Source organism: Streptomyces sp. NPDC085931, assembly GCF_044540565.1.
Taxonomy (GTDB): domain Bacteria; phylum Actinomycetota; class Actinomycetes; order Streptomycetales; family Streptomycetaceae; genus Streptomyces.
The window spans coordinates 86,589-111,302 of record NZ_JBITSK010000004.1 but is presented as its reverse complement, the minus strand read 5'-3'; the positions used below and the strand labels follow the sequence as shown (position 1 = coordinate 111,302).

22 protein-coding genes are annotated in these 24,714 nt (G+C 73.2%); 13 read left to right on the top strand and 9 right to left on the bottom strand.

Features of this window, described 5'->3' with window-relative positions; translation table 11 throughout:
- The first annotated feature begins 64 nt into the window (after window positions 1-64).
- Complete coding sequence (locus ACIGAN_RS09235; RefSeq protein ID WP_365743363.1) at window positions 65-952, top strand: NUDIX hydrolase; 888 nt, start codon at window positions 65-67, stop codon at window positions 950-952.
- The gene (locus ACIGAN_RS09230; protein ID WP_399856372.1) at window positions 949-1,779 is read left to right on the top strand and encodes an MBL fold metallo-hydrolase; all 831 of its coding nucleotides are present in this window, start codon (window positions 949-951) and stop codon (window positions 1,777-1,779) included. The genes ACIGAN_RS09235 and ACIGAN_RS09230 overlap by 4 nt, the downstream gene beginning before the upstream one ends.
- Here the strand turns inward: ACIGAN_RS09230 and ACIGAN_RS09225 are convergent.
- Together ACIGAN_RS09225 and ACIGAN_RS09220 are read right to left on the bottom strand one after the other, a co-directional pair.
- On the bottom strand, window positions 1,772-2,632 hold the full coding sequence (locus ACIGAN_RS09225; RefSeq protein ID WP_399856370.1) for a nucleotidyltransferase: 861 nt from the start codon (window positions 2,630-2,632) through the stop codon (window positions 1,772-1,774). The two genes, ACIGAN_RS09230 and ACIGAN_RS09225, sit on opposite strands and share 8 nt — an antisense overlap.
- Before the next feature lie 117 nt (window positions 2,633-2,749).
- Entirely contained in the window at window positions 2,750-3,424 is a 675-nt protein-coding gene (locus ACIGAN_RS09220) for a Crp/Fnr family transcriptional regulator (RefSeq protein ID WP_031115987.1), read from the bottom strand.
- A gap of 398 nt (window positions 3,425-3,822) precedes the next feature.
- Between ACIGAN_RS09220 and nth the strand changes: the two genes are divergently transcribed.
- The 3 genes from nth (at window position 3,823) to ACIGAN_RS09205 (ending at window position 7,004) form a co-directional block, all read left to right on the top strand.
- Window positions 3,823-4,809: an endonuclease III gene (gene nth, locus ACIGAN_RS09215; RefSeq protein ID WP_399856368.1), complete on the top strand. Its 987-nt coding sequence runs from the start codon at window positions 3,823-3,825 to the stop codon at window positions 4,807-4,809.
- A 286-nt stretch (window positions 4,810-5,095) separates the two neighbouring features.
- Window positions 5,096-5,791 carry an NUDIX hydrolase gene (locus tag ACIGAN_RS09210; RefSeq protein ID WP_365095628.1) on the top strand — a complete coding sequence of 232 codons (696 nt, stop codon included), beginning with the start codon at window positions 5,096-5,098 and terminating at the stop codon, window positions 5,789-5,791.
- Window positions 5,792-5,804: 13 nt separating this feature from the next.
- Window positions 5,805-7,004, top strand: a complete 1,200-nt coding sequence (locus tag ACIGAN_RS09205; RefSeq protein WP_365095625.1) for a MarP family serine protease — start codon at window positions 5,805-5,807, stop codon at window positions 7,002-7,004.
- A gap of 81 nt (window positions 7,005-7,085) precedes the next feature.
- Here ACIGAN_RS09205 and ACIGAN_RS09200 read toward each other — a convergent pair whose 3' ends face one another.
- From ACIGAN_RS09200 to ACIGAN_RS09175, 6 genes are all read right to left on the bottom strand, one after another.
- Complete coding sequence (locus ACIGAN_RS09200; RefSeq protein WP_079129072.1) at window positions 7,086-7,268, bottom strand: hypothetical protein; 183 nt, start codon at window positions 7,266-7,268, stop codon at window positions 7,086-7,088.
- Between the two features lie 128 nt (window positions 7,269-7,396).
- Window positions 7,397-8,335, bottom strand: a complete 939-nt coding sequence (locus ACIGAN_RS09195; RefSeq protein WP_399856365.1) for an alpha/beta fold hydrolase — start codon at window positions 8,333-8,335, stop codon at window positions 7,397-7,399.
- Window positions 8,332-8,820: a phage holin family protein gene (locus tag ACIGAN_RS09190; protein WP_365095619.1), complete on the bottom strand. Its 489-nt coding sequence runs from the start codon at window positions 8,818-8,820 to the stop codon at window positions 8,332-8,334. The genes ACIGAN_RS09195 and ACIGAN_RS09190 overlap by 4 nt, the downstream gene beginning before the upstream one ends.
- Before the next feature lie 120 nt (window positions 8,821-8,940).
- A complete protein-coding gene (nhaA, locus tag ACIGAN_RS09185) occupies window positions 8,941-10,377 on the bottom strand; it encodes a Na+/H+ antiporter NhaA (RefSeq protein ID WP_399856362.1) in 1,437 nt (478 codons plus the stop codon).
- Between the two features lie 199 nt (window positions 10,378-10,576).
- Window positions 10,577-12,532, bottom strand: a complete 1,956-nt coding sequence (gene acs / locus ACIGAN_RS09180) for an acetate--CoA ligase (protein WP_365095616.1) — start codon at window positions 12,530-12,532, stop codon at window positions 10,577-10,579.
- Window positions 12,533-13,124: 592 nt separating this feature from the next.
- A complete protein-coding gene (locus tag ACIGAN_RS09175) occupies window positions 13,125-15,494 on the bottom strand; it encodes a SulP family inorganic anion transporter (protein WP_365743350.1) in 2,370 nt (789 codons plus the stop codon).
- Window positions 15,495-15,787: 293 nt separating this feature from the next.
- Between ACIGAN_RS09175 and ACIGAN_RS09170 the strand changes: the two genes are divergently transcribed.
- Window positions 15,788-17,056, top strand: a complete 1,269-nt coding sequence (locus ACIGAN_RS09170; protein WP_399856360.1) for a polysaccharide deacetylase family protein — start codon at window positions 15,788-15,790, stop codon at window positions 17,054-17,056.
- Between the two features lie 182 nt (window positions 17,057-17,238).
- Window positions 17,239-18,063 carry an oxidoreductase gene (locus tag ACIGAN_RS09165; protein WP_365095607.1) on the top strand — a complete coding sequence of 275 codons (825 nt, stop codon included), beginning with the start codon at window positions 17,239-17,241 and terminating at the stop codon, window positions 18,061-18,063.
- 383 nt (window positions 18,064-18,446) lie between these two features.
- On the opposite strand, the gene ACIGAN_RS09160 is transcribed toward ACIGAN_RS09165, so the two are convergent.
- The gene (locus ACIGAN_RS09160) at window positions 18,447-19,280 is read right to left on the bottom strand and encodes an HAD family hydrolase (protein WP_365095604.1); all 834 of its coding nucleotides are present in this window, start codon (window positions 19,278-19,280) and stop codon (window positions 18,447-18,449) included.
- Window positions 19,281-19,882: 602 nt separating this feature from the next.
- Between ACIGAN_RS09160 and ssd the strand changes: the two genes are divergently transcribed.
- From ssd to ACIGAN_RS09130, 6 genes are all read left to right on the top strand, one after another.
- Window positions 19,883-20,995, top strand: coding sequence for a septum site-determining protein Ssd (gene ssd, locus ACIGAN_RS09155; RefSeq protein ID WP_365743346.1), 1,113 nt, complete (start codon window positions 19,883-19,885; stop codon window positions 20,993-20,995).
- A complete protein-coding gene (locus ACIGAN_RS09150) occupies window positions 20,992-22,212 on the top strand; it encodes a TadA family conjugal transfer-associated ATPase (RefSeq protein ID WP_399856357.1) in 1,221 nt (406 codons plus the stop codon). The genes ssd and ACIGAN_RS09150 overlap by 4 nt, the downstream gene beginning before the upstream one ends.
- Window positions 22,196-23,071 (top strand): type II secretion system F family protein, encoded by an 876-nt coding sequence (locus tag ACIGAN_RS09145; RefSeq protein WP_399856355.1) that lies wholly within the window; start codon window positions 22,196-22,198, stop codon window positions 23,069-23,071. The genes ACIGAN_RS09150 and ACIGAN_RS09145 overlap by 17 nt, the downstream gene beginning before the upstream one ends.
- Before the next feature lie 142 nt (window positions 23,072-23,213).
- On the top strand, window positions 23,214-24,005 hold the full coding sequence (locus ACIGAN_RS09140) for a type II secretion system F family protein (RefSeq protein ID WP_399856353.1): 792 nt from the start codon (window positions 23,214-23,216) through the stop codon (window positions 24,003-24,005).
- 131 nt (window positions 24,006-24,136) lie between these two features.
- Window positions 24,137-24,346: a DUF4244 domain-containing protein gene (locus ACIGAN_RS09135; protein ID WP_365091649.1), complete on the top strand. Its 210-nt coding sequence runs from the start codon at window positions 24,137-24,139 to the stop codon at window positions 24,344-24,346.
- Entirely contained in the window at window positions 24,333-24,692 is a 360-nt protein-coding gene (locus tag ACIGAN_RS09130) for a TadE family type IV pilus minor pilin (protein WP_309096900.1), read from the top strand. The genes ACIGAN_RS09135 and ACIGAN_RS09130 overlap by 14 nt, the downstream gene beginning before the upstream one ends.
- Window positions 24,693-24,714: the final 22 nt, after the last annotated feature.

The window sequence follows — 24,714 nt, the reverse complement described above, 5'->3', positions numbered from 1 at the left end:
AGCTGGGCGATCCGTTCCCGGGGGCCACTCGAACATCCGCCCGTCACGGGATAGCCTCGCGCCCATGGCGAACGGTCAGTGGTACCCCCCGGAGTGGCCGGACCGCATCCGCGCACTCGCGGCCGGCACCCTCACCCCGGTGACCCCCAGGCGCGCGGCCACCGTCATGCTCCTGAAGGACACGGGCGCCGGCCCGGCCGTCCACATGCTGCGCCGACGCGCCTCCATGGCCTTCGCCGGAGGCGCGTACGCGTATCCGGGCGGCGGTGTCGACCCGCGCGACGACGACCACCACGTCCGCTGGGCGGGCCCCACGCGCGCGTGGTGGGCGCAGCGGCTCGGCGTCGACGAGACCGCGGCCCAGGCGATCGTCTGCGCGGCCGTACGCGAGACGTACGAGGAGGCGGGCGTACTGCTCGCCGGGCCCGCGCCCGACGCGGTCGTCGGGGACACCACCGGCGCCGACTGGGAGGCCGACCGTGCCGCCCTGGTCGCGCGGGACGTGTCCTTCGCGGAGTTCCTGGACCGCCGCGGGCTGGTGCTGCGCTCGGACCTGCTCGGCGCCTGGACCCGCTGGATCACGCCCGAGTTCGAGGCCCGCCGCTACGACACCTTCTTCTTCGTGGCCGCCCTCCCCGAAGGGCAGCGCACTCGCAACGCCTCCACGGAGGCCGACCGCACGGTGTGGATCGCCCCGCGCGAGGCGGCCGCCGGGTACGACAGGGGCGAGCTGCTGATGATGCCGCCGACCATCTCGACCCTGCGCCAGCTGACGGCGTACGGGACGGCCGCCGAGGCCCTCGCGGCGGCCCCGGACCGCGATCTCACGCCCGTGCTGGCCACCGCCCGGCTGGTGGACGGCGAGATCGTCCTGTCCTGGCCGGGCCACGACGAGTTCACCAAGCACATCCCGACCGCCCCGACCGCCCCGACCGGTGGAGCCCCCGCATGACGGACGCAGCAGCCCTGCCCGGCCGGCCCCGGGACGGAGTCCGCTCGGGCCCCGCCACCGCGCGGGCCGTCAACGTCCTGGCCCCCAACCCGTCGGCGATGACCCTCGACGGCACGAACACCTGGATCCTGTCCGAGCCGGACTCGGACCTCGCCGTCGTGGTCGACCCGGGCCCGCTGGACGAAGGGCACCTGCGGCAGGTCGTCGCCACGGCCGAGCAGGCGGGCAGGCGCGTCGCCCTGACTCTGCTGACCCACGGCCACCCCGACCACGCGGAGGGCGCCACCCGGTTCGCCGAACTGACCGGCACGCGCGTGCGTGCGCTCGATCCGGCGCTGCGGCTGGGCGACGAGGGCCTGGCCGCCGGGGACGTGATCACCACCGGAGGGCTGGAACTGCGCGTCGTCCCCACCCCCGGCCACACGTCGGACTCCCTCTGCTTCCACATCCCGGCGGACCGGGCGGTCCTGACCGGCGACACGGTCCTGGGCCGCGGCACCACGGTCGTGGCCCACCCGGACGGCCGTCTCGGCGACTACCTGGACTCCCTGCGCCGCCTGAGGTCCCTCACGGTCGACGACGGCGTCCACACGGTTCTGCCCGGTCACGGGCCCGTCCTGGAGGACGCCCAGGGCGCCGTCGAGTACTACCTCGCCCACCGCGCCACCCGCCTCGCCCAGGTCGAGACGGCCGTCGAGGACGGCTACCGCACCCCGGCCGAGGTCGTCGCCCACGTCTACGCCGACGTCGACCGCTCGCTGTGGCCGGCGGCGGAACTGTCCGTCCGGGCCCAGCTGGACTACCTGGAGGAGCACGGGCTCATCTAAGGCCCTTAGGGGACTTCTCGCCGTGCACGCGCGCGTACTCGGCGGCGAGCCAGGGCCCCAGCTCGTCCACGTACGACGCCAGGACATCCGCGTCACCGACCGGCTCACGGCCCAGGAGGGCGGCGGCCCGCAGCCGGTCGGCGTGCTCCGGGTAGTACCGGGCGAACGCCTCCGCCATCTCGTGCAGGTCGCTCGTCCAGCCGCCCCAGCGGGGCATCACGAGGGTGAAACCGGTGCGGACGAGGTGCCGGGACATGAAGCGGACGAGCGGCCGCAGGGCCTGCTCCGTGCCGTCGGCCGCGGCGATCCTGCGCCGCCAGTGGGGCAGCAGCAGGTGCAGATCGCCGTTGGTCTCACGGGCCAGCAGCGAGCCGGGGCGGTAGCGCGGCAGCCGGGCGGCCAGGTCCTCGCCCAGCAGCGGGGTGCACAGACAGGCGACGAACCATCCCAGGTCGTACCGCTCCGGTGCGCTCAGCAGCCGGGCCCGGCTGTACAGCAGCGTTCCGCACCCGTCGATCTGCCCGAACTCCTCGTCCAGTGCCGCCCCGAGCGCGTCGGCGTCCGCCCGGTCCGCCCCGGTCGGCTCCGCACGCAGCGCGAGCAGCAGATCGAGGTCGCTGACGCCCACGCGCGCGGTGCCGCGCGGAATCGAACCGTAGAGGTACGCGCTGTGCAGCCGCGCTCCGAAGGCGTCCGCCAGCCGCGCCGAGGCCGCGGCGACGACCGGACGGAAAGCGGCGGGCACGCGCGCGAGGGACCCCTCCCGGGCGATGAATCCATCGGAGTCGAGGCCGGTGGGGTGAAGGTCGTGGGTGCGGCGGGTCCGGTGGGTGGGGTGGCCGTTGCCGGTCATGCCGTCACTGTGCCGCACGAGCAGGCGGAGGCGCCGCCCGGTTTCCGCCGCCGGCCACGGCATCGGGCCCCGTCCCGTGGAGGGACAGGGCCCGATGCCGTACGGCCGGAGTGGGGGTCAGCGCGAGCGCTTGGCGAGGCGCTCCACGTCCAGGAGGATCACCGCGCGGGCCTCCAGACGCAGCCAGCCGCGCTGGGCGAAGTCCGCCAGGGCCTTGTTGACCGTCTCGCGGGACGCGCCGACCAGCTGGGCCAGCTCCTCCTGCGTCAGGTCGTGCACGACGTGGATGCCCTCCTCCGACTGCACGCCGAACCGGCGCGACAGGTCGAGCAGGGCGCGGGCGACACGGCCCGGGACGTCCGAGAAGACGAGGTCGGACATCGCGTCGTTGGTCTTGCGCAGCCGGCGGGCGACGGCGCGCAGGAGCGCCGAGGCGACCTCGGGGCGGGCGTTCAGCCAGGGCTGGAGATCGCCGTGGCCGAGGCCGAGCAGCTTCACCTCGGTCAGCGCGGTGGCCGTCGCCGTGCGCGGGCCCGGGTCGAACAGCGACAGCTCGCCGATGAGCTCGCCGGGGCCGACCACGGCCAGCATGTTCTCGCGGCCGTCGGGGGACGTGCGGTGGAGCTTGACCTTGCCCTCGGTGACCACGTACAGGCGGTCGCCGGGGTCGCCCTCGTGGAACAGCGAGTCACCGCGGGCGAGGGTCACCTCACTCATGGAGGCGCGGAGCTCCGCGGCCTGCTCGTCATCGAGCGCCGCGAAGAGCGGATTGCGCCGCAGAACGTCGTCCACGAGTTCTCTCCCTTTCGACCTGCTCAGGGGATCTTGTTCCCCCGCGTACCAGGGGACCGTGGTGCCCATTTTGCCGGACGGTCCAAACAGTGTGATCTGTCACAAGGATGCCGCACAGGTGTCCCGGGGTACGCGGCAGGGGTCCAATTGGGCGCCGATCTTCGAGGGCCGGGGCGGATGACAGTGCCTGGCCTTAGGCTGGCCGGGTGTCCAAATCGCCGGTGAGAGCACAGGCCGAGGGGGCTGCGCGGGTGGTTGTACGTCGCGATTCCGCTGTGGGCGAACGGAGCCCCGATGGCGGTAGGAAAACGGCGAAAGCGACAGGGGAGGCGAAGGCCGCCTCTGCGAGGAAAGCCGGCTCCGCGAAGAAGGCGGCTTCTGCGGAAAAGGCGGCTTCTGTGAAGAAGGCGGGTGCGAAGAAGACGGCTTCCGTACAGAAGACGGCCGCGAAGAAGACGGCTGTGAAGAAGACGGCTGTGAAGAAGGCAGCCGTCAAGAAGGCAGCCGTGAAGAAGGCTCCTGTCGCCAAGAAGGCCGTCGTCGCGCCCAAGAAGGCCACCGCCCGGGTCTCGGGCGCCGCCCCCGCCAAGGCCGTCGTCCACCCGCCGAGCGGCGAGTCGCGCACCGCGCTGGTGCGCCGGGCCCGCCGCATCAACCGCGAGCTCGCCGACGTCTACCCGTACGCCCACCCCGAGCTGGACTTCGACAACCCCTTCCAGCTCGTCGTCGCCACGGTGCTGTCCGCGCAGACCACCGACCTGCGCGTCAACCAGACGACGCCCTCCCTCTTCACCAGGTACCCCACCCCCGAGGACCTCGCCGCCGCCGACCCGGAGGAGGTGGAGGAGATCCTCCGCCCGTGCGGCTTCTTCCGGGCCAAGACCAAGTCGGTCATAGGGCTCTCCAAGGCCCTGGTGGAGGACTTCGGCGGGGAGGTGCCCGGCCGGCTGGAGGACCTGGTCAAGCTGCCCGGTGTCGGCCGCAAGACCGCGTTCGTCGTGCTCGGCAACGCCTTCGGACGCCCCGGCATCACCGTCGACACGCACTTCCAGCGCCTGGTGCGCCGCTGGCAGTGGACCGCCGAGACCGACCCCGACAAGATCGAGGCCGCGATCGGCGCGCTCTTCCCCAAGAGCGACTGGACGGATCTTTCGCACCACGTCATCTGGCACGGCCGCCGCATCTGCCACGCCCGCAAGCCCGCGTGCGGCGCCTGCCCGATCGCGCCGCTCTGCCCCGCGTACGGGGAGGGCGAGACCGACCCGGAGAAGGCGAAGAAGCTGCTCAAGTACGAGAAGGGCGGCTTCCCGGGCCAGCGGTTGCGGCCCCCGCAGGCCTACCTGGACGCGGGCGGCAAACCGGCCCCGCCCCTGGGGGCCGGATGAGGCACCCGGACGACGCCGGGCACGGCGACGGGGTACCCCCGAACCGTGCCAGCGCCCACCCGAACCGTGTCAGCGCCCACCTGAACCCTGGCAGTGCCCAGGCGAGCAGCGGCCGTGCCCGCCCCGGCCGTCGCTCGCCCCGCCGCTCCGGCCCGGTCCGGCGGGTCGCTGATCGTGTGCGCCCTCCCGTCCGCCCCGTGAGCCCCCCGGACGGAGGATCGCGGACCGTTCCGGAACGATCCCGGGGGCGCCGGGCGTTGGATGCGGCAGGACGACGGGGGTGGCGATGACACGGGCGAGCGGCACACAGGGCGGGCCGGTGGCGGTGAGCAAGGAGGGCCTGCCCGCCTGGCTGGAGCCGGTGGTGCGCGCCGTGGAGACGATCCGGCCGACGCAGCTCAGCCGCTTCCTGCCCCCGGCCGACGGCGCCGGGCGGCAGTCCGCCGTGCTGATCCTCTTCGGTGAGGGCGAGCGCGGGCCCGAGCTGCTCCTCATGGAGCGCGCGAGCTCCCTGCGCGCGCATGCCGGCCAGCCCTCGTTCCCCGGCGGCGCGCTCGACCCGGAGGACGGCGATCCGCGCGGTGACGGCCCGCTGCGCGCGGCCCTGCGCGAGGCGGAGGAGGAGACCGGCCTCGACCCCGCCGGCGTCCAGCTCTTCGGTGTCCTGCCCCGGCTGTACATCCCGGTCAGCGGCTTCGTCGTGACGCCGGTGCTGGGCTGGTGGCGCGAGCCCAGTCCGGTCGGCGTCGTCGATCCGAACGAGACGGCCAGGGTCTTCACCGTCCCCGTGGTGGATCTCACGGACCCGGCGAACCGGGCCACCACGGTCCACCCCAGCGGCCACCGCGGCCCGGCATTTCTGGTCGAATCGGCCCTTGTATGGGGTTTCACGGCCGGAATCATCGATCGGCTGCTGCACTACGCGGGCTGGGAGCGGCCCTGGGACCGGGAGAAGCAGGTCCCGCTCGACTGGCGCGCATGACAGGGTGGCCTTCGTGAACGTGCTGGACATCTTGTTGCTGGTCGCCGCCGTGTGGTTCGCGGTCGTGGGGTACCGCCAGGGGTTCGTCGTCGGCATCCTGTCGGTGATCGGCTTCCTGGGCGGTGGCCTCGTCGCGGTGTACGTGCTGCCCGTCATCTGGGACGCGCTCACGGACAACGCGGAGGTGAGCACGACCGCGGCCGTCGTCGCCGTCGTCGTCGTCATCGTCTGCGCCTCCGTCGGCCAGGCCCTCACCACCCACCTCGGCAACAAGGTGCGCCGGCACATCACCTGGTCACCGGCCCGGGCGCTGGACGCCACCGGCGGCGCCCTGGTCAACGTCGTGGCGATGCTCCTGGTCGCCTGGCTGATCGGCTCGGCCCTCGCGGGCACGACCCTGCCGACCCTCGGCAAGGAGGTCCGCAACTCCAAGGTGCTGCTCGGTGTCTCCCAGGCGCTGCCGGACCAGGCCGCCACGTGGTTCGCGGACTTCTCCTCCGTTCTCGCGCAGAACGGCTTCCCGCAGGTCTTCAGCCCGTTCGCGAACGAGCCGATCACCGACGTCCGGCCGCCCGACCCGGCCCTGGCGAACAGCCCGGTCGCGACCCGCGCCCAGCGTTCCATCGTCAAGGTGATGGGCACGGCCCCGAGCTGCGGCAAGGTCCTGGAGGGCACCGGCTTCGTCTTCGCCGACCGCCGGGTCATGACCAACGCGCACGTGGTGGGCGGCGTCGACGAGCCCACCGTGCAGATAGGCGGCGAGGGCAGGAAGTACGACGCCACGGTCGTGCTCTACGACTGGCGGCGCGACATCGCCGTCCTGGACGTGCCGGACCTCGAGGCGCCCGCGCTGCGGTTCACCTCGGGCGACGCGAGCAGCGGCGACAGCGCGATCGTCGCGGGCTTCCCGGAGAACGGCGCGTACGACGTGCGGGCCGCGCGCGTGCGCGGACGCATCACGGCCAACGGCCCGGACATCTACCACCGCGGCACGGTCCGCCGCGACGTCTACTCCCTGTACGCCACCGTCCGCCAGGGCAACTCCGGCGGCCCGCTCCTCACGCCCGACGGCAAGGTCTACGGCGTGGTGTTCGCCAAGTCCCTCGACGACGCGGAGACGGGATACGCGCTGACCGTCGACGAGATCCAGGACGACATCACCAAGGGCCGCACCGCCAACCAGCAGGTGGGCAGCGACAGCTGCGCGCTCTAGGCCCGGTGCCGGGGCACCGGGCGGCGGAGCACCGGGCGGCGGGGCGGCAGTCGCCGGGGTCTCACTCGCGCGGGTGACGTCTCAGTCGCGTGTGTGGCGCAGACGTACGGAGACCCAGCGGGCCCGGCGGCGGAGGATGCGCGGGATCCCCACCCTGGGGTCGGCGGTCACCATCTGCGGTGCGCCGCTTCGCTGGTGGGGGTTCGTGCCGCTCGCCGAGCGGCGATTGCGGGTTGCGTCACTGTAGTCGTGCGTCCAGCCCATACCCCGACGTGTGCCCCCGCCCCATGGTCGATAACCGCCCCAGGCGGGCCCAATTGGCCTATGCGCCGGGCAAGTGGCCGTTCCTGGGACAAGCGTTCAGGCGGGCCGTACCGGGTGGGGCCGCGCGGTCACCGATCGGGTTCGGGATCCCGCAGCCAGTTGATGAGTTCGGCGGAGAAGGCGACCGGGTCCTCCTCGTGCGGGAAGTGGCCGAGACCGTCGAACAGCCGCCAGCGGTAGGGGGCTTCGACGTACTCGCCGGAGCCGGCCGCGCTGCGGGTGCGCATCACCGGGTCGAGCGAGCCGTGCAGATGGAGCGTCGGCACGCGCACCGGCCGCTTCATCCGCCGGTTGAACTGGATGCCGTCCGGACGGGCCAGGGAGCGCACCATCCAGCGGTACGGCTCGACCGCGCAGTGCGCCGCCGAGGGGATGCACATGGCGCGGCGGTAGTTCTCCAGCGCCTCCTCCTCCGGCGGGCGCGGCCCGGACCACTCCCGGATCAGCTCCGCCACCAGCGCCCCTCCGTCGGCGGTGAGCCGGCGTTCCGGGATCCAGGGCCGCTGGAACCCCCAGATGTGTGAACCCGCGCGGGTCTGCTTGACGTCCCGAAGCATGGCCGCGCGCCAGCGCCTCGGGTGCGGCATGGAGGCGACCGCCAGCCGCCGCACCAGCTTGGGGCGCATGGCGGCGGCCGTCCACGCCAGGTAGCCGCCCAGGTCGTGGCCGACCAGCGCGGCGTCGGGCTCGCCGAGCGAGCGGATGACCCCCGTGACGTCGAGTGCGAGGTTGGCGGGGTCGTAGCCGCGCGGTGTGCGGTCGCTGCCCCCGACACCGCGCAGGTCCATCGCGACGGCCCGGAACCCCGCGTCGGCGAGCGCGACCAGCTGGTGCCGCCAGGTCCACCAGAACTGCGGGAAACCGTGCAGCAGCAGCACCAGCGGCCCGTCACCCAGCTCGGCGATGTGGAAGCGGGCGCCGTTGGCGGCGACGTCGCGGTGGCTCCAGGGGCCGTCCAGGAGGACGGCCGAGGCCGGTTGTGCCGGGGCGGGGGCGGGGTCCGTCATGACGACGAGCGTGCCACAGCCTCGATGGCCTCGGGGACCCGGTCCTGGGTGAGCTCCGGACGCGGGTGCGGCTTGGCCTTCTGCAGCACGACCGCGCTCTTCTTCATCGAGGCGGCGACCTTCTGCGGTCCCTTGCTCTTCCTGGCCTTCTTGGCGAAGACCACGCCGACCAGCGCCAGGACGCCCGCGATCAGCACGTTCGCCGCGAAGGACAGCAGGAAGCAGACCGCGAGGTTCCACCCGCTCCAGGTGCGGATGCCGTACGCCAGCGCGAAGTTCAGCATCGGCAGGGAGAAGATCAGCACCGCGCCGGCCAGCGAGAAGGCGCCGCCGCTGGTGGCGCCGCGCTTGACGTCCTGCTTGAGCTGGGCCTTCGCCAGCGCGATCTCGTCGTGCACCAGCGCCGACAATTCCGCCGTCGCCGAGGCGAACAGCTGGCCGATGCTGCGTTCGGCGCCGACCGGGCTGCCGTCGGGTGCGCTCATCGCGGTCTCCCTCTTCTGCGTACGGTCCGATTTCCGCGTCCTGTGCCTGACTCGCCGCAGTCGTCCGACTGCGTACGGCCTGACTGCGTACGGTCCCGTCTTTTGTACCGTCTCGTCAGATCATGCCGGACCGTCGCGGTCATCGCCTGCCCCGCCCGGCACTTCGGCAAGCCCGTGGCGCGCGGCTGCCTTCTCCTGGGCGATTCTGCGGTGCTCGGCGGCCTTGCGCTCGTAGCGGTCGGCCAGGCGCAGGTGGTACGCCGGGTCGTCCTCCTCGTAGACGTCCGGGATGCCGTCGGCGTCCTCGTCGCGCTCCTCTTCCTCCCACAGGCGGCGGTACTTGGCGTTGCGGATCTTCAGCAGGACGGTCGCGACGGTCGCGGCGACGAGCGAGCCCATCAGCACCGCCGCCTTGACCGCGCCGGTCATGGCCGGGTCGTCCTCGAAGGCGAGTTCGCCGATGAGCAGCGAGACGGTGAAGCCGATGCCGGCGAGGCTCGCCACCGCGAAGACGTCCGCCCATTCGAGGTCCTCGCTGAGCGAGGCCCGGGTGAAACGGGCGGTCAGCCAGGTCCCGCCGAAGATGCCGAGCGTCTTGCCGACCACGAGCCCGAGCACGACCCCGAGGGTCTCCGGCGTGGTGAACACCTTCGCGAGCGCACCACCGGAGATGGCGACACCCGCGCTGAACAGCGCGAACAGCGGTACGGCGAGTCCCGCCGACAGGGGCCGGACGAGGTGCTCGATGCGCTCACCGGGGGAGTGGGCCTCGCCCTCGCGCCGGTGGCAGCGCAGCATCAGACCCATGGCCACACCGGCGATGGTGGCGTGGACGCCGCTGTTGTACATCAGCGCCCAGACCACCAGCGCCAGCGGCACGTACACGTACCAGCCGCGTACGCCCGCGCGCAGCAGCAGCCAGAAGACGACCAGGCCCGCCACGGCACCGCCGAGCGCGGCGAAGTTCAGCCCGTTCGTGAAGAACACGGCGATGATCAGGATCGCGAACAGGTCGTCGACGACGGCGAGCGTGAGCAGGAAGGCGCGCAGCGCGCTCGGCAGGGACGTGCCGATGACCGCGAGCACGGCGAGGGCGAAGGCGATGTCGGTGGCGGTCGGCACGGCCCAGCCGGCCAGGGAGCCGCCGCCGGTGACATTGGTGAGGGTGTAGACGAGCACCGGTGCGGCCATGCCGCACAGGGCGGCGACGACCGGGAGCGCGGCGGCTCTGGGGTCGCGCAGGTCACCGGCGACGAGTTCGCGCTTGAGTTCGATGCCGGCGACGAAGAAGAAGACAGCGAGCAGCCCGTCGGCGGCCCAGTGCGCGACCGACAGGTCGAGGCCGAGGGCTGCGGGGCCGAAGTGGAAGTGGGCGACGCTGCCGTAGCTGTCGCGCAGTCCGGGGATGTTCGCCCACAGCAGCGCCCCGACCGCGGCCGCGAGGAGCAGCACTCCCCCGACCGTCTCGGTGCGCAGCGCCTCCGCCACATAGGTCCGCTCCGGGAGCGAGAGCCGTCCGAAGACCTTGCGGGGGGTGCTGGAGCGGGGCGCGGTCACGAGGAAGACCTCCGGTCGGTGGGCAGGGCTGAACGCATGCCGACCAGACTTCCCGGCGCACCATGGAGCACTTGTATTGCTTAGCTTAGCTAAGGGTGTGGCCGCCCGCACCCCCTGGTCTGCGGGGGAGGCGTGCGCAGGGCACCCGGCGGTCCGGCCGTCGGGTGCCCTGCCTGGCTTCGGCCATGCCCGCGGGTGATCAGTCCTCGCTGGGCGCGGCCGGCAGCTTGGCCTGGATGAGGTCCATGACCGTGGAGTCCGTCAGCGTGGTGACGTCACCGAGCTGGCGGTTCTCGGCGACGTCCCGGAGCAGACGGCGCATGATCTTGCCGGAGCGCGTCTTGGGCAGCTCCGCCACCGGCAGGATCCGCTTCGGCTTGGCGATCGGGCCGAGCGTGTTGCCGACGTGCGTGCGCAGCTCGGCGACCAGGTCCTCGGTCTCGGAGGCCGTACCGCGCAGGATCACGAACGCCACGATCGCCTGCCCGGTCGTCTCGTCCGCCGCGCCGACCACGGCCGCCTCGGCGACCGAGGGGTGGGAGACCAGCGCGGACTCGACCTCGGTGGTGGAGATGTTGTGCCCGGAGACGAGCATGACGTCGTCGACCCGGCCGAGCAGCCAGATGTCGCCGTCGTCGTCCTTCTTGGCGCCGTCACCGGCGAAGTACTTGCCCTCGAAGCGCGACCAGTACGTGTCGATGAACCGCTGGTCGTCGCCCCAGATGGTGCGCAGCATCGACGGCCACGGCTCGGTCAGCACCAGGTAGCCGCCACCGCCGTTCGGCACCTCGTTGGCCTCGTCGTCCACGACCGTCGCGGAGATGCCGGGCAGCGGCGTCTGCGCGGAGCCGGGCTTGGTGGCGGTCACGCCCGGCAGCGGCGTGATCATCATCGCGCCGGTCTCGGTCTGCCACCAGGTGTCGACGATCGGGGTGCGGTCGCCGCCGATGTTCTTGCGGTACCAGATCCACGCCTCGGGGTTGATCGGCTCGCCCACCGAGCCCAGCACGCGCAGGCTGGAAAGGTCGAACTTGGCGGGGATGTCGTCGCCCCACTTCATGAACGTGCGGATCGCGGTCGGCGCCGTGTAGAGGATCGTCACGCCGTACTTCTGGACGATCTCCCAGAAGCGGCCCTGGTGCGGGGTGTCGGGCGTGCCCTCGTACATCACCTGCGTCGCGCCGTTGGCCAGCGGCCCGTAGACGATGTACGAGTGGCCGGTGACCCAGCCGACGTCGGCCGTGCACCAGTAGACGTCCGTCTCCGGCTTGAGGTCGAAGACGGCGTGGTGGGTGTAGGCGGTCTGGGTGAGGTAGCCGCCGGAGGTGTGCAGGATGCCCTTCGGCTTCCCCGTGGTGCCGGAGGTGTAGAGGATGAACAGCGGGTGCTCGGCGTCGAACGCCTGCGGGGTGTGCTCGGCGCTCTGGCGGCCCACCAGGTCGTCCCACCACACGTCGCGGCCCTCGGTGAAGGCGACCTCCTGGCCCGTGCGGCGCACGACGAGGACGTGCTCGACGTTGCCCGCCTTCTGCACGGCCTCGTCCACGGCCGGCTTGAGCGCGGACGGCTTGCCGCGCCGGTAGCCGCCGTCGGCCGTGATGACCACGCGCGCGTCGGCGTCCTGGATGCGGGTGGCGAGCGCGTCGGAGGAGAAGCCGCCGAAGACGACCGAGTGGGCGGCGCCGATCCGGGCGCAGGCCAGCATCGCGATCGCCGTCTCGGGGATCATCGGCATGTAGACGGCGACCCGGTCACCGGCCCGGACTCCCAGCTCCAGCAGCGCGTTGGCCGCCTTGGAGACCTCGTCCTTGAGCTCGGCGTAGGTGATCGCGCGGCTGTCGCCGGGCTCGCCCTCGAAGTGGATGGCGACCCGGTCGCCGTGCCCGGCCTCCACGTGCCGGTCGACGCAGTTGTAAGCGACGTTGAGCTCGCCGTCCTTGAACCACTTGGCGAACGGCGGGTTCGACCAGTCGAGCGTCTCGGTGGGCTCCTTGGCCCACGTCAGCCGGCGGGCCTGCTCGGCCCAGAAGCCGAGCCTGTCAGCCTTGGCCTGTTCATACGCCTCCGCGGTGACGTTGGCGTTCGCGGCCAGGTCGGCGGGGGGTGCGAACCTGCGCTCTTCCTTGAGCAGGTTGGCCAGGCTTTCGTTGCTCACGGCATCTGCCTTTCCCAGGGTGTCCGTTGTGTCCCAGGCCACAGCTCATCAGACCCGGGGGTGCGATGACAAGGGCCGACCGCCGATTGGTTTAGACCTGTCCGGCGGTGGTCCCGGCGGCCGGGCTCATCCGTACCCACGGACGCCGACCAGGGAAAGTTCAGCCGATGTAACGGGGGTCACGCGGTGGGTGGGGGCGGGTCCGGCACGGGTGCCGGACCCTTGGGGGCCGCGTGCGGGACCGCTGGGCGCGAGGCCGGGACTTCCGGGCGCGGGTCCGGGGCTCCTGGGCGTGAGGCCCGGGCTGGTGGGCCGGGGTCCCTGACCCCCGGGGTCCGTGTGCCGGACTCCTGGGCGCGGGTCCCGGACCTCCTCGGGCCAGAGTGCCGAACCCTGGGCGCGGGGCACGGCGCCCGGAGTCCGAGGGCCGGACCCCTGGAGCCGAGTGCCCAACTCCAGGGCCCGGGGCGCGGGCGCGGGCTCGGGCTCGGCGGGGCAGGATGTGTGTCCCGCTCGGTGAGGGGCCGCACATCCTGCCCGCCCCGCGGCCGGACCGGCCGCGGTTACCGGCTGCCGGTCATCGGCCGCCGGCTCACGCCGTCAGGTCCGCCTCCCTGACCCGGTCGAAGGCGCCGCCGCCGTCCGGGTCGGTGAGCAGGTACGACTCGGCCTCGCCGACGTGGAAGTACATCCCGTGCAGCTCCAGCCTGCCCTCGTGGAGGGCCCGGGCCACCGAGTCGTGGGCGCGCAGGTGCTCCAACTGCTGGACCACGTTGATCAGGCAGAGCTGCTCGACGGGGTCCTCGGGCGCCCGGCCGGCCAGGCTGCCCCAGGGCCGGCTGCCGTCGGCCATGCGCTCCACGCTCGGGCGTCCGTGCCGCAGCCACCGCTCCAGGGGTGTCCGGGTGCCGCCGGGCTCGGAGCCCAGCAGTGCCTGCATGGCGCCGCATCCCGAGTGCCCGCACACCGTGATGGACCGTACGCCCAGCACGTCCACGGCGTACTCGATGGCCGCCGCCACGGAGTCGTCACCGCTCTCCTCGCCCGGGCGCGGGACGAGGTTGCCCACGTTGCGCACGACGAACAGGTCGCCCGGACCACTGGAGGTGATCATCGATGTGACCAGCCGTGAGTCGGCGCAGGTCAAGAAGAGCTGCGACGGCCGCTGTCCCTCGCGCGCCAGCCGGGCCAGCTCACTGCGCACCAGGGGGGCGGTGTTGCGCTGGAAGGCGCTGATCCCGCGCGCCAGTTCGTCCCCGCGGCCGGAGCCGGTGTGCGCGGCATCCGGTTCGGCGCCGTCCGGTCCGTCCGCGTGCTTCTCGGACGGGGGCGTGGACTGGGGGCCTTCACACTGGTGGTTGCGCCAGGCCGTCCAGGGCCGGCAGCGGCAGTCGGCGATGGCGGAGGGTTCGGAGATGCGCGTGCCGGGGTGCCGCCCGGTGATCTCGACCGTGCCGCCCTGCGCGCTGTGCGTCTTCTGCCAGTCCTGCAGGGTCTCGTACGCCGCGTGGTCCATGAACGACCCGTCGAGTTCGACGACGGTGTCCGCACCGTGGGGCACGAGATGCAGGGCCCGGCTGAGCCGCGGCACGGCGAGGAACGTCAACTGTCCTCTGACGTGTACGTGATGGACTCCTTCCTTCTCGTCGTGCGTGATGCGGGTGCGGGTGAGGCGGTGCAGGGCGACGGCCACGGCCATGGCGACGCCCAGGGCGACGCCCTGGAGGACGCCGAGGGAGACCACGCCGAGGGTCGTGACGGCGTAGACCCATACCTCTCGGTGGCGCGTGACCGTGCGGATGTGGTTCAGGGACACCATCTGGATGCCGACCGACATCACCAGGGCGGCGAGTGCGGCGAGCGGGATGAGCTCCAGGAGGGGGACCATCAGCAGCGTGGCGATCACTACGAGAACGCCGTGCAGCATCGTGGAGTTCCGGCTCACCGCTCCCGCGTTCACATTCGCCGTCGTGCGCACGGCGACGCCGGCGATGGGCAGGCCGCCGAGCGAGCCGGAGACGATGTTGGCTGCGCCCTGTCCGAGCAACTCCCGGTCGAGGTCGGAGCGTCCGACTCCGGGGGGCAGGCCGGGGCGGCCGGCCACCAGCTTGTCCACGGCCACCGCTCCGAGCAGCGACTGCACGCTGCACACCAGCGTGGTGGTCAGCACGGCCGCGACGAGGCCGAGCACGGGTCCCTCGGGCAGGCCGGCCAGGGCGTGGTTGCTCCAGGACGGCAGGTCGACCTTGGGCAGGCGCAGTCCGGCCAGGGCGGCGGCCGCGGTGGCTCCGGCGACCGCGATGAGCGCGGCCGGGATCTTGCGCAGCAGACGCCCGGCCCGCCCGGGCAGTCTCGGCCAGAGGTAGAGCAGCGCCAGCGTCAGCGCGCTGACCGACACCGACGCGGGACGCATCTGCGCCAACTGGGCGGGCAGCGCGCGCAGGTTGTCCGGGACGGAGCTCTGCGGGGTGCCGCCGAGCACGATGTGCAGCTGGGCGACGGCGATGGTGACGCCGATGCCGGCGAGCATGCCGTGCACGATGGCGGGGCTGACGGCGAGGGCGCCACGGGCCACGCGCAGGCAGCCGAGCCCGAGTTGGGCGAGGCCGGCGAGGACGGTGATGGCGCATGTCGTCCGCCAGCCGTAGCGCTGGATGAGGTCGGCGGTGACGACGGTGAGTCCGGCGGCGGGACCGCTCACCTGGAGCGGGGAGCCGCCGAGCCGTCCGGCGACGAGTCCGCCCACGGCGGCGGCGACGAGGCCGGCCTGGAGCGGGGCACCGGTGGCGAGGGCGATGCCCAGGGACAGGGGCAGGGCGATCAGGAAGACCGCGATCGAGGCCGACACGTCGGCACCCGCGACGCGGAAGCGGCGGGGGCCGGTCGACGGCGGGCTGTGGGGCGGATGAGTGCGCTCGGTCCGGTTCGGGTCGGCGGCACGTGTGGGGACGCAGGCTGACATGGTTTCCCGTCTCCTCCGGGGCTGCGCGGTCGCGTGACTGGGGTCCCGCTCAAGGCGGGGATCGGTCGCGGCCGTGGGTCACGGCGTATTTCGGCGGGATAGATCAACGCTCGGTAAACGGATCGTAATGCAGAGTAAAGGGCGAGCATAGACTTTACGGGCAAATGGGCGAATAAATCACTCCGAAGGGTGAAGTGGCTATTTCATCGGCTTGTCGTACTAATTCCTTCTCTGTCCCGTGCGACTTTGGCGGCGCTGTCGGCACCCGAGAGAAGGAAGAAGGTGGACGGAACATGGCCGCCACCCACAGGATCGCCGCGGGCTCCGTGATCGCCGCGGTCTGCGCCGCGTCGCTCGCCGGTTGCGCGATCGGCACCCCCCGCCAAGCCGCTCCCGAGCCCTCCAAGGCAAAGCCCGCCCAGGCCCCGAAGAGCATGGTCCGGCTGATCGGGGACGGCTCCACCGCCTACACCGGAGCCCAGCCCCACCTGCCCAGGGCGGAGCGGCTGCGGCCCGGCCAGAAGCCCCCGCAGTTCGTCGTCTTCTCCTGGGACGGTGCCGGTGAGGACAGCCAGAAGCTGTTCTCCCACTTCCGCAAGGTCGCCCGGGAGAACAACGCGACCATGACGTACTTCCTGAGCGGCGTGTACCTGCTGCCGGAGGAGAAGAAGGACCTGTACCGGCCGCCCCAGCACTCCCCGGGCCGCTCCGACATCGGCTTCAACGACCGTCGCGGCATCGCCGCCACCGTGAAACAGCTGCGCCTGGCGTGGCTGGAGGGCAATGAGATCGGCACCCACTTCAACGGCCACTTCTGCGGCAGCGGCGGCGGCGTCGGCGAGTGGTCGGTGAAGGACTGGAAGGACGAGATCGCCCAGGCCAAGCAGTTCGTGAAGACCTGGAAGACCAACGCCGGCATGAAGAACGCCTCGCCCCTGCCCTTCGACTACGACAAGGAGCTCATCGGGGCCCGCACCCCCTGCCTCGAAGGCCAGCGCAACTTCATGAAGGCGGCCCGCGAGCTGGGCTTCCGTTACGACACCAGTGGTGTCACCGATCAGGTCTGGCCGAAGCGCAAGCAAGGCCTGTGGGACCTGTCCATGCAGCTCGTGCCGTTCCCCGGCCACTCCTTCGAGCAGCTCACCATGGACTACAACTTCATGGTCAACCAGTCGGGCACCACCACCCAGGGCAACCCCGCCATGCACGACTTCTGGGGCGACCAGATGCGCGACGGCCTCCTCAAGGGCTTCCAGAGGGCCTACGACGGCAACCGCGCGCCGCTGATCATCGGCAACCACTTCGAGTCCTGGAACGGCGGCACCTACATGCGGGCCGTCGAGGAGGTCATCGAGACGGTGTGCACCAAGGAGGAGGTGCGCTGCGTCTCGTTCCGGCAGCTCGTGGACTGGCTCGACGCCCAGGACCCGGCCACGCTGGAGAAACTGCGCACCCTGAAGGTCGGCGAGGCGCCCAAGCAGGGCTGGGCGTCCTTCCTGGCGGGACGGCCCGCCCCGGCCCCGAAGGGCGTGCCGGGCGCTCCGGCGGCGAAGGTGCAGTAGCGGGCAGGCGGAGGCGCAGTGGCCGGGGCGCAGTAGCGGGGGAGGCGCAGTGGCCGGGGAGCCGGAGGTGCGGTGGCGGGCAGCGGCGGCCGGGTGGCCGTGCCCGGCTGCCGCACCCACGCGCGCGTGAAGATGGCCACTCCGCCGCAGGGGGGAGCCCCGGGGTGCGTAGGGTCGTACTCATGAGTACAGCAGGCGCGACCGCCGATCCCCTCGCGGCCCTGGGGGCGCTGCCCGGAGTGGCCGATTCAGTGGAGTCCGTGCGCAAGGCCGTGGACCGGGTCTACGGGCACCGGATCATGCGGCGGCGCAGCAACGCCATCACCTCAGAGGCCGCCCTGCGCGGCGCCCGCGGCTCGGCGGCGCTGTCCGGCGCGGACTGGGCCCTGGAGGAGGTGCGCCGGCGCACGGACTTCAGCGGCGACGACGAGGCGCGCACCGTCGGCGCCGCGCTGCGACTGACCGCGGAGGCGGGCCAGCTGTTGTCGATCTGGCGGCAGTCGCCCCTGCGGGTGCTGGCCCGGCTGCACCTGGTGGCGGCCGCCGACCAGGCCGACCAGGTGGGCCGGCCCCGGCAGGAGGGCGAACCGGTCGACGAGCCGCTGGTCTCCCTGCCGCTGCCGAGCGCGGCCGAGGCGCACGGCCGGCTGGACGGGCTCGCGGAGCTGATCATGGCGGGCGGCTCGGCACCGGCCCTGGTGACGGCCGCCGTCGTGCACGGCGAGCTTCTCGCCCTGCGCTCCTTCACGTCCCACAACGGCCTGATCGCGCGCACGGCCGAGCGCATCGTCCTGGTCGGCAGCGGCCTGGACCCGAAGTCGGTCTGCCCCGCCGAGGTCGGTTACGCCGAACTGGGCCGCGAGGCGTACCTGACGGCCCTCGACGGCTATGTCTCCGGCACCCCGGAGGGCATGGCGGCCTGGATCGCCCACTGCGGCAGGGCGGTCGAACTGGGGGCGCGCGAGTCGACGGCGGTGTGCGAGGCGCTGCAGCGCGGAGCGGCCTGAACCCCACCCCGCACAGAAATGCGGCGGTACGAGAACTCGTACCGCCGCTGGCATGACCACCGGGTTACCAAGCGTCCTCGATATGTGCCCATCAGGCCGGGAACTTTGCCCGTCACCTGGTGCGGCTGGCCCGTAATCGACGGGTCGACGTCGCGTGGGTGCCCGGTGTTCATGCTCGGTCCGTGGGGCCAGATGCGCTGTGAAGGTGATCCTCTCGGATGTCCTTGGTCTCGCGGGCCGTTGAATCCTTTGTACTCCAGCCCTCGGACAAGCGGAAGTCCGGACCGCACTTCTTTACTTTTCGGTGCAAACGGGACTCGGTGCGACTCCTGGGCGCGTGGTGCCCAGGAGCCACACCCAGGCGGCGCGTCCAGGCGGCGGGCTCAGGCGACCGTGGCGCGGCGCCGGCTGGCGTACCAGACCAGTCCGGCCGTGGCCGCCGCCGCGCCTATGGCGGCGACCGCGACGAGGGCCGGCCGCGGCGGCACCGAGAACGCGGGAAGGCGCTGCTTGAGCCGGACGGGACGGTGGAAGTCCAGGATCGGCCAGCCCCGTGCGAGCGCCTCGCGGCGCAGCGCGCGGTCCGGGTTCACGGCGTGCGGATGGCCGACGGACTCCAGCATGGGCACGTCGGTCGCCGAGTCGCTGTAGGCGTAGCAGCGGCTGAGGTCGTAGCCCTCGGACTCCGCGAGCTCCCTGACGGCCTCGGCCTTCGTCGGGCCGTACGCGTAGTACTCCACCTCGCCGGTGAAGCAGCCGTCGTCGCCCACGACCATGCGGGTCGCCACCACCCGGTCCGCGCCGAGTAGTTCGCCGATCGGCTCGACGACCTCCGCGCCCGACGTGGACACGATCACGACGTCCCGGCCGGCGGCGTGGTGCTCCTCGATGAGGGAGGCGGCCTCGTCGTAGATGATCGGGTCGATCAGGTCGTGCAGCGTCTCGGCCACGATCTCCTTGACCTGCTGCACGTTCCAGCCGCGGCACAGCGCGGACAGGTAGGCGCGCATCCGCTCCATCTGGTCGTGATCGGCGCCGCCGGCGAGGAAGACGAACTGGGCGTATGCGGTGCGCAAGACGGCCCTGCGGTTGATCAGACCGCCTTGGTAGAACGACTTGCTGAAGGTGAGCGTGCTCGACTTCGCAATGACCGTCTTGTCCAGGTCAAAGAAGGCCGCTGTGCGGGGCAAGGAGTGGTTTTCCACGCCCTTGAGCATAGGGGCAGCCCATTCGGCGTAAGGTGGGGCGCGTGGGTTTGCCTGAGAGGGCTCTCGGGTACACCATGGAAGTCACGGATCGTTCGCGACCGTGCTAACCCGGCCCGACTCCTCCCCCCCCCCCGAGTCGGCCGTGGGGACGACCCCCGCTCTCCCCCCCGGCGGGGGTCGTCGCATGTCCGGATGGGTTTTCTCCCTCTTCTCGCGGCCTGAGCGCCGCTCTCGGGGCGGCTGCGGCCGCCCCTTTCTCGCGGCCATGATCCGTCACTCTGCGTAGCGTTCGGGCTGCTCTGCGGGCTGCCCTGTGGACCGCCCCGTGGGTTCGCGGAGAGCCTCTGCGGCCGTCACCGGTATGGGTGACGGCGATATTCACAACCCCCGGGGCATCCACAGTTTTCCACCAAGATCCACACGATTTCCGGGATCGCTGCACGGTGATTCCAGCGCATCCCGCTCGTGACCGGTTCATGGCTGGTTCCGATTGCCGGGTTGCGTTCGGCCGGTTTCCGCCGGCCGGTCAAAGGGAGGCCGCTCCGCCGGTTCTTCCCGTGTTTGGGAATCGCGGGGCCGCACGGGTCGCGCGAGTCGAGCAGCGAAGGGGGATGGACACCGTGGCCGGAATCGTCACACACGATCCGCCGCCGGCCGCCGGAGGGCGGCAGGGCGGACCGCTGATCGTCACCGAGGACACCGAACTCCTCGACGACCTGCTGCGCCTGTGCGCGGCGGCCGGCGCCACACCGGAGGTGCACCACGGGGTGCCCGAGCGCAGAGGCAGGTGGGAGGCCGCACCGCTGGTCCTGGTGGGCGACGACGCCGCGCGGCGGGTCCGCGGGGCGGTGCGCCGAAGGGGCGTGGTCCTGGTCGGGCGGGACCAGGACGACTCGGGGGTGTGGCGGCGAGCCGTCGAGATCGGCGCCGAGCACGTCCTGATGCTGCCCGACGGCGAGCAGTGGCTGATCGACCGGATCGCCGACGTGGCCGAGGGCGTCGGCCGGCCCGCCCTCACCGTGGGGGTGATCGGCGGCCGCGGCGGGGCCGGAGCGTCCACGCTCGCGTGCGCTCTCGCCGTCACCTCCGCGCGGGAGGGGCTGCGCACGCTGCTCGTGGACGCCGATCCGCTGGGTGGCGGACTCGACGTACTCCTCGGCGGTGAGACGGCCGAGGGGCTGCGCTGGCCCGCGTTCGCGTCCTCGCGCGGACGGGTCGGCGGCGGCGCCCTGGAGGAGTCACTGCCCGAGCTGCACTCGCTGCGGGTGCTCAGCTGGGACCGCGGCGACCGGGTCGCCGTGCCGCCGCAGGCGGTGCGCGCGGTGCTGGCGGCGGCCCGGCGCCGCGGCGGCACCGTCGTGGTGGACCTGCCCCGCCGCATCGACGACGGGGTCGCCGAGGTGCTCGGCCAGCTCGACGTCGGCGTGCTGGTGGTGCCCGCGGAGCTGCGGGCCGTCGCGGCCGCCGGACGGGTGGCCTCCGCGGTCGGCATGGTCCTGCGGGATCTGCGGGTGGCCGTGCGCGGGCCGTACCCGCCGGGGCTCGACGACCGGGAGGTGGCCCGGCTGCTCGGGCTGCCCCTCGTCGGCGAGGTGCCGGTGGACCCGGCGCTGCTGCGCCCGGACGGGGGCACGGCACCGCCGGGCGTCCGGCCCCGGGGACCGCTCGCCCGGTTCTGCAAGGACTTCTGGGAGCGGGCGCTGGTCGAGGCGGGTGCGGCATGAGCACCCTGGCCGGGCCGGAGGGCGTGGAACTGCTCGACGGGGTGCGGCGGTGGCTGGCCGAGAGCGGCGGCGAACCGACCCCCGCGCGCGTGGCGCAGGCCCTGCGGGAACAAGGGCGGGTGCTCGGGGACGCCGAGGTGCTGGGAGCGGCCGCCAGGCTGCGGTCCGAGCTGGTCGGCAGCGGGCCGCTGGAACCGCTGCTCGCCGATCCGTCGGTGACGGACGTGCTGGTGTCGGGCCCGGACCGGGTCTGGGTGGACCGGGGCGGGGGCCTGGAGCTGACGCCCGTGCGGTTCGCCGACGCGGCGGCCGTACGGCGGCTCGCCCAGCGGCTGGCCGCCGTAGCGGGACGCCGTCTGGACGACGCCCGCCCGTGGGTCGACGCCCGGCTGCCCGACGGGACCCGGCTGCACGCGGTGCTGCCGCCGGTGGCGGTGGACTGCGCCTGTCTGGCGCTGCGGGTCGTGCGGCCGCGAGCCTTCACGCTGGGCGAGCTGGTCGCGGCGGGCACGGTGCCGCCCGGCGGTGACGGCGTGCTGCGCGCGCTGCTCGACGCCCGGCTGTCCTTCCTGGTCAGCGGCGGCACGGGCACCGGCAAGACGACTCTGCTGAGCGCCCTGCTGGGCCTCGTCGGACCGGACGAGCGGATCGTCCTCGCCGAGGACTCGGCGGAGCTGCGGCCGGATCATCCGCACGTCGTGCGGCTGGAGACCAGACCCGCCAACCAGGAGGGCGCAGGGCTCATCACCCTTGAGGACCTGGTGCGGCAGGCGCTGCGGATGCGGCCCGACCGGCTGGTCGTGGGCGAGGTGCGCGGCCCCGAAGTGGTGCATCTGCTGGCCGCGTTGAACACCGGCCACGAGGGCGGCTGCGGGACGGTGCACGCCAACGCCGCCGCCCAGGTGCCGGCCCGGCTGGAGGCGCTCGGCACGGCCGCCGGGCTCGACCGGGCCGCGCTGCACAGCCAGGTGGCCGCCGCCCTCTCCGTGGTGCTGCATCTGGTGCGCGACCGGGCGGGGCGGCGGCGGATCGCCGAGGTGCACGTGCTGGAACGGGATCCCTCGGGCCTGGTGCGGACGGTGCCCGCGCTGCGGTGGGGCGCGTCGGCCTTCGTCCGGGAGCGGGGCTGGGAGCGGCTGCGGGGGCTGCTCCGAGGTGAGTCGGGCGAGCTGTGTGAGGACGGGACGAAGGGGGCGGGTCATGACGGGGGCGGCTGAGACCTCCCTGGGCGCGGCCGTGGCGTGCATGGGAGCGGCGGCGTGGCTGCTCGGCGAGTGGGACTCGGCGGCGCGACGGGCGCGACTGCTGCTCGCGAGCGGCACGACCGCCGGGAGCGAGTCACGGCTCGGACCCCGGTGGACGGCCGGGGCGCTGCGGCAGGTCGCCGGGCGGCTGCCGGCCGAGTGGTGGTCGCCGGTGGCCGGGCTGGTGCTGGCGGTGCTCGGGGCGTCGGTACTGCCGGTCGTGCTGGGCGCGGCCGGGGTGCCGCTGCTGCGCAGGGCCCGGCTGGCCGGCCGGGCGCGCCGGGACCGGGACGCGCGGGCCGACGCCGTGATCACGCTGTGCGGGGCGCTGGCCGGAGAGGTACGGGCCGGACGCCAGCCGGGTGAGGCACTGTTGCGGGCCGCGCGGGACTGCGCGGGCCTCGCGGACGCGCAGGCGACGGTCCTGGCGGCGGCACGCTTCGGCGGCGACGTGCCGGAGGCGCTCACGACGGCGGCACGGCAGCCGGGCGCCGAAGGACTGCGGGGACTCGCGGCGTGCTGGCGGGTGGCCGTGGACCAGGGCGCCGGGCTCGCGGCCGGACTCGACCGGCTGGCCACGGCCCTGCGCGCCGAACGGGACCAACGCTCGGATCTGAGAGCCCAGTTGGCAGGTGCCCGGGCCACGGCGGTGATGCTCGCCGGTCTGCCGGCCCTGGGCCTCCTCATCGGCACGACCCTCGGCGCCGACCCGCTCCACGTCCTGCTCCACACCCCGGCGGGCCTGGGCTGCCTGCTCGCCGGCGGTGCGCTGGAGGGCCTGGGGGTGTGGTGGGTGCTGCGCATCGTGCGAGGGGCGGAGGAGGCGGTGTGAGCGGGGGCCTGGGGCGCGACCCGGCAGGTAGTGGGTGGTGTCCCGGGTGCCGGCCCCGGTGCCGAGGGGCGTACGGCGGCGGCGTGGGTGTGGGAGGGAGCGGTATGAGGCCGGGCCGGGTGCCACGTGAGGAGGAGGCGGTGTGAGCGGGGAAGTTTTCCACAGGCTGGGGGTGGCGATGGGGATCGCGCTCGGCGTCGGCTGGTCCGTGCGGTGGGTGCTGGAGGCGCGGCGCCGGCGGCGGATACGGCGACGACTGGCGGAGCTGTCCGTCCGGGAAGCCGCCGCTCCCGTCCCGCGCCTGGCCGTGCGCCGGGCAGCGCGCGACTGGATCGCCCCTGTGGGTGTGGCCTGCGCCGGGTGGGCGCTGGTCGGTGGTCTCGCCGGGGTCGCCGTCGGCCTGGCCGGGGCGGTGGGGACACGGCGCTGGCGACTGCGGCAGGAGGCGGCGGCCCGGACGGACCCCGGCGCCTCCGACCTGGCGGAGGCGGCTCGGCAACTGCCCCTCGCCGCCGACCTGCTGGCCGCCTGCATCGCGGCGGGTGCCGGACCGGTGGTCGCGGCACAGGCGGTCGGTGAGGCCCTGGGCGGGCCGGTGGGCGGCGCCCTGGCCCGGGGTGCGGCGGAGGTGCGGCTGGGTGGCGAACCGGGGGCCGCCTGGCGGAGGTTGGCCGGCGTGCCCGGGGCCGCAGGGCTGGCGCGGCTGCTCGAACGGGCCGACGTGTCCGGGCTGCCCGCTGCCGTACCGGTCGCACGGCTCGCCGCCGACGCCCGTGCCGACTGGGCCCGGGCCGCTACGGCCAGGGCACGCCGGGCGGGCGTCATGGTCAGCGCGCCGGTCGGGCTGTGCTTCCTGCCCGCGTTCATCGCGGTCGGGGTGCTGCCCGTGGTGATCGGGCTCGCGGGCGGGGTCCTCGGAGGAGGTGGTGGCTAGAGGCGCACGGCCGCAGGAAGGGACGAGCAGACAGCCGCGGCGCGATGCGCGAGGCGGCGGAGTCAACGAGCGACGGAAGCAAGCAAGCAGCGCCCGACAGAAGTTCGGGCTCTTTTCCCACGGGGGTCGAGATGGTTCAGATGGTGCGGGCACGGCTGCGTGCCCTGGTGTGCGGGATGCGCGCGGCGCGGCGGGACGCGGGGATGGTCACCTCGGAGTACGCGACGGGCATCGTGGCGGCCGTGGCGTTCGCGGTGGTGCTCTACAAGGTCGTCACGAGCGGGGCGGTCAGTTCGGAGCTGCAGAGCATCGTGAAGGAAGCCCTCAATGCGCGGATGTGAGCGGCGCGGGGACCGAGGGTTCGTGACGGCGGAGTCGGCCGTGGTGCTGCCCGTGCTGGTGATGTTCGCGATGGCGCTGGTGTGGGGCCTGCTGGTCGTGGCCGCGCAGATCCAGTGCGTGGACGCGGCGCGGACGGGCGCGCGGGCTGCGGCGCGGCAGGACCCGCCCGGCGCGGTGGTGCGACTGGCCCGCGAGGCGGCACCGCCCGGCGCGAAGGTGACGGTGAGCCGGGACGCCGAGCACGTGCGCGTGGTCGTCGTGGCCGAGCCGCCGGTGCTGCGCGGGCTGTCGTTCGCGGTGCGTGAGGAGGCCGTGGCGGCAGTGGAGGAGGCGGTGGGCACGTGACGGTGAGGCCGGGCGGGGAGCG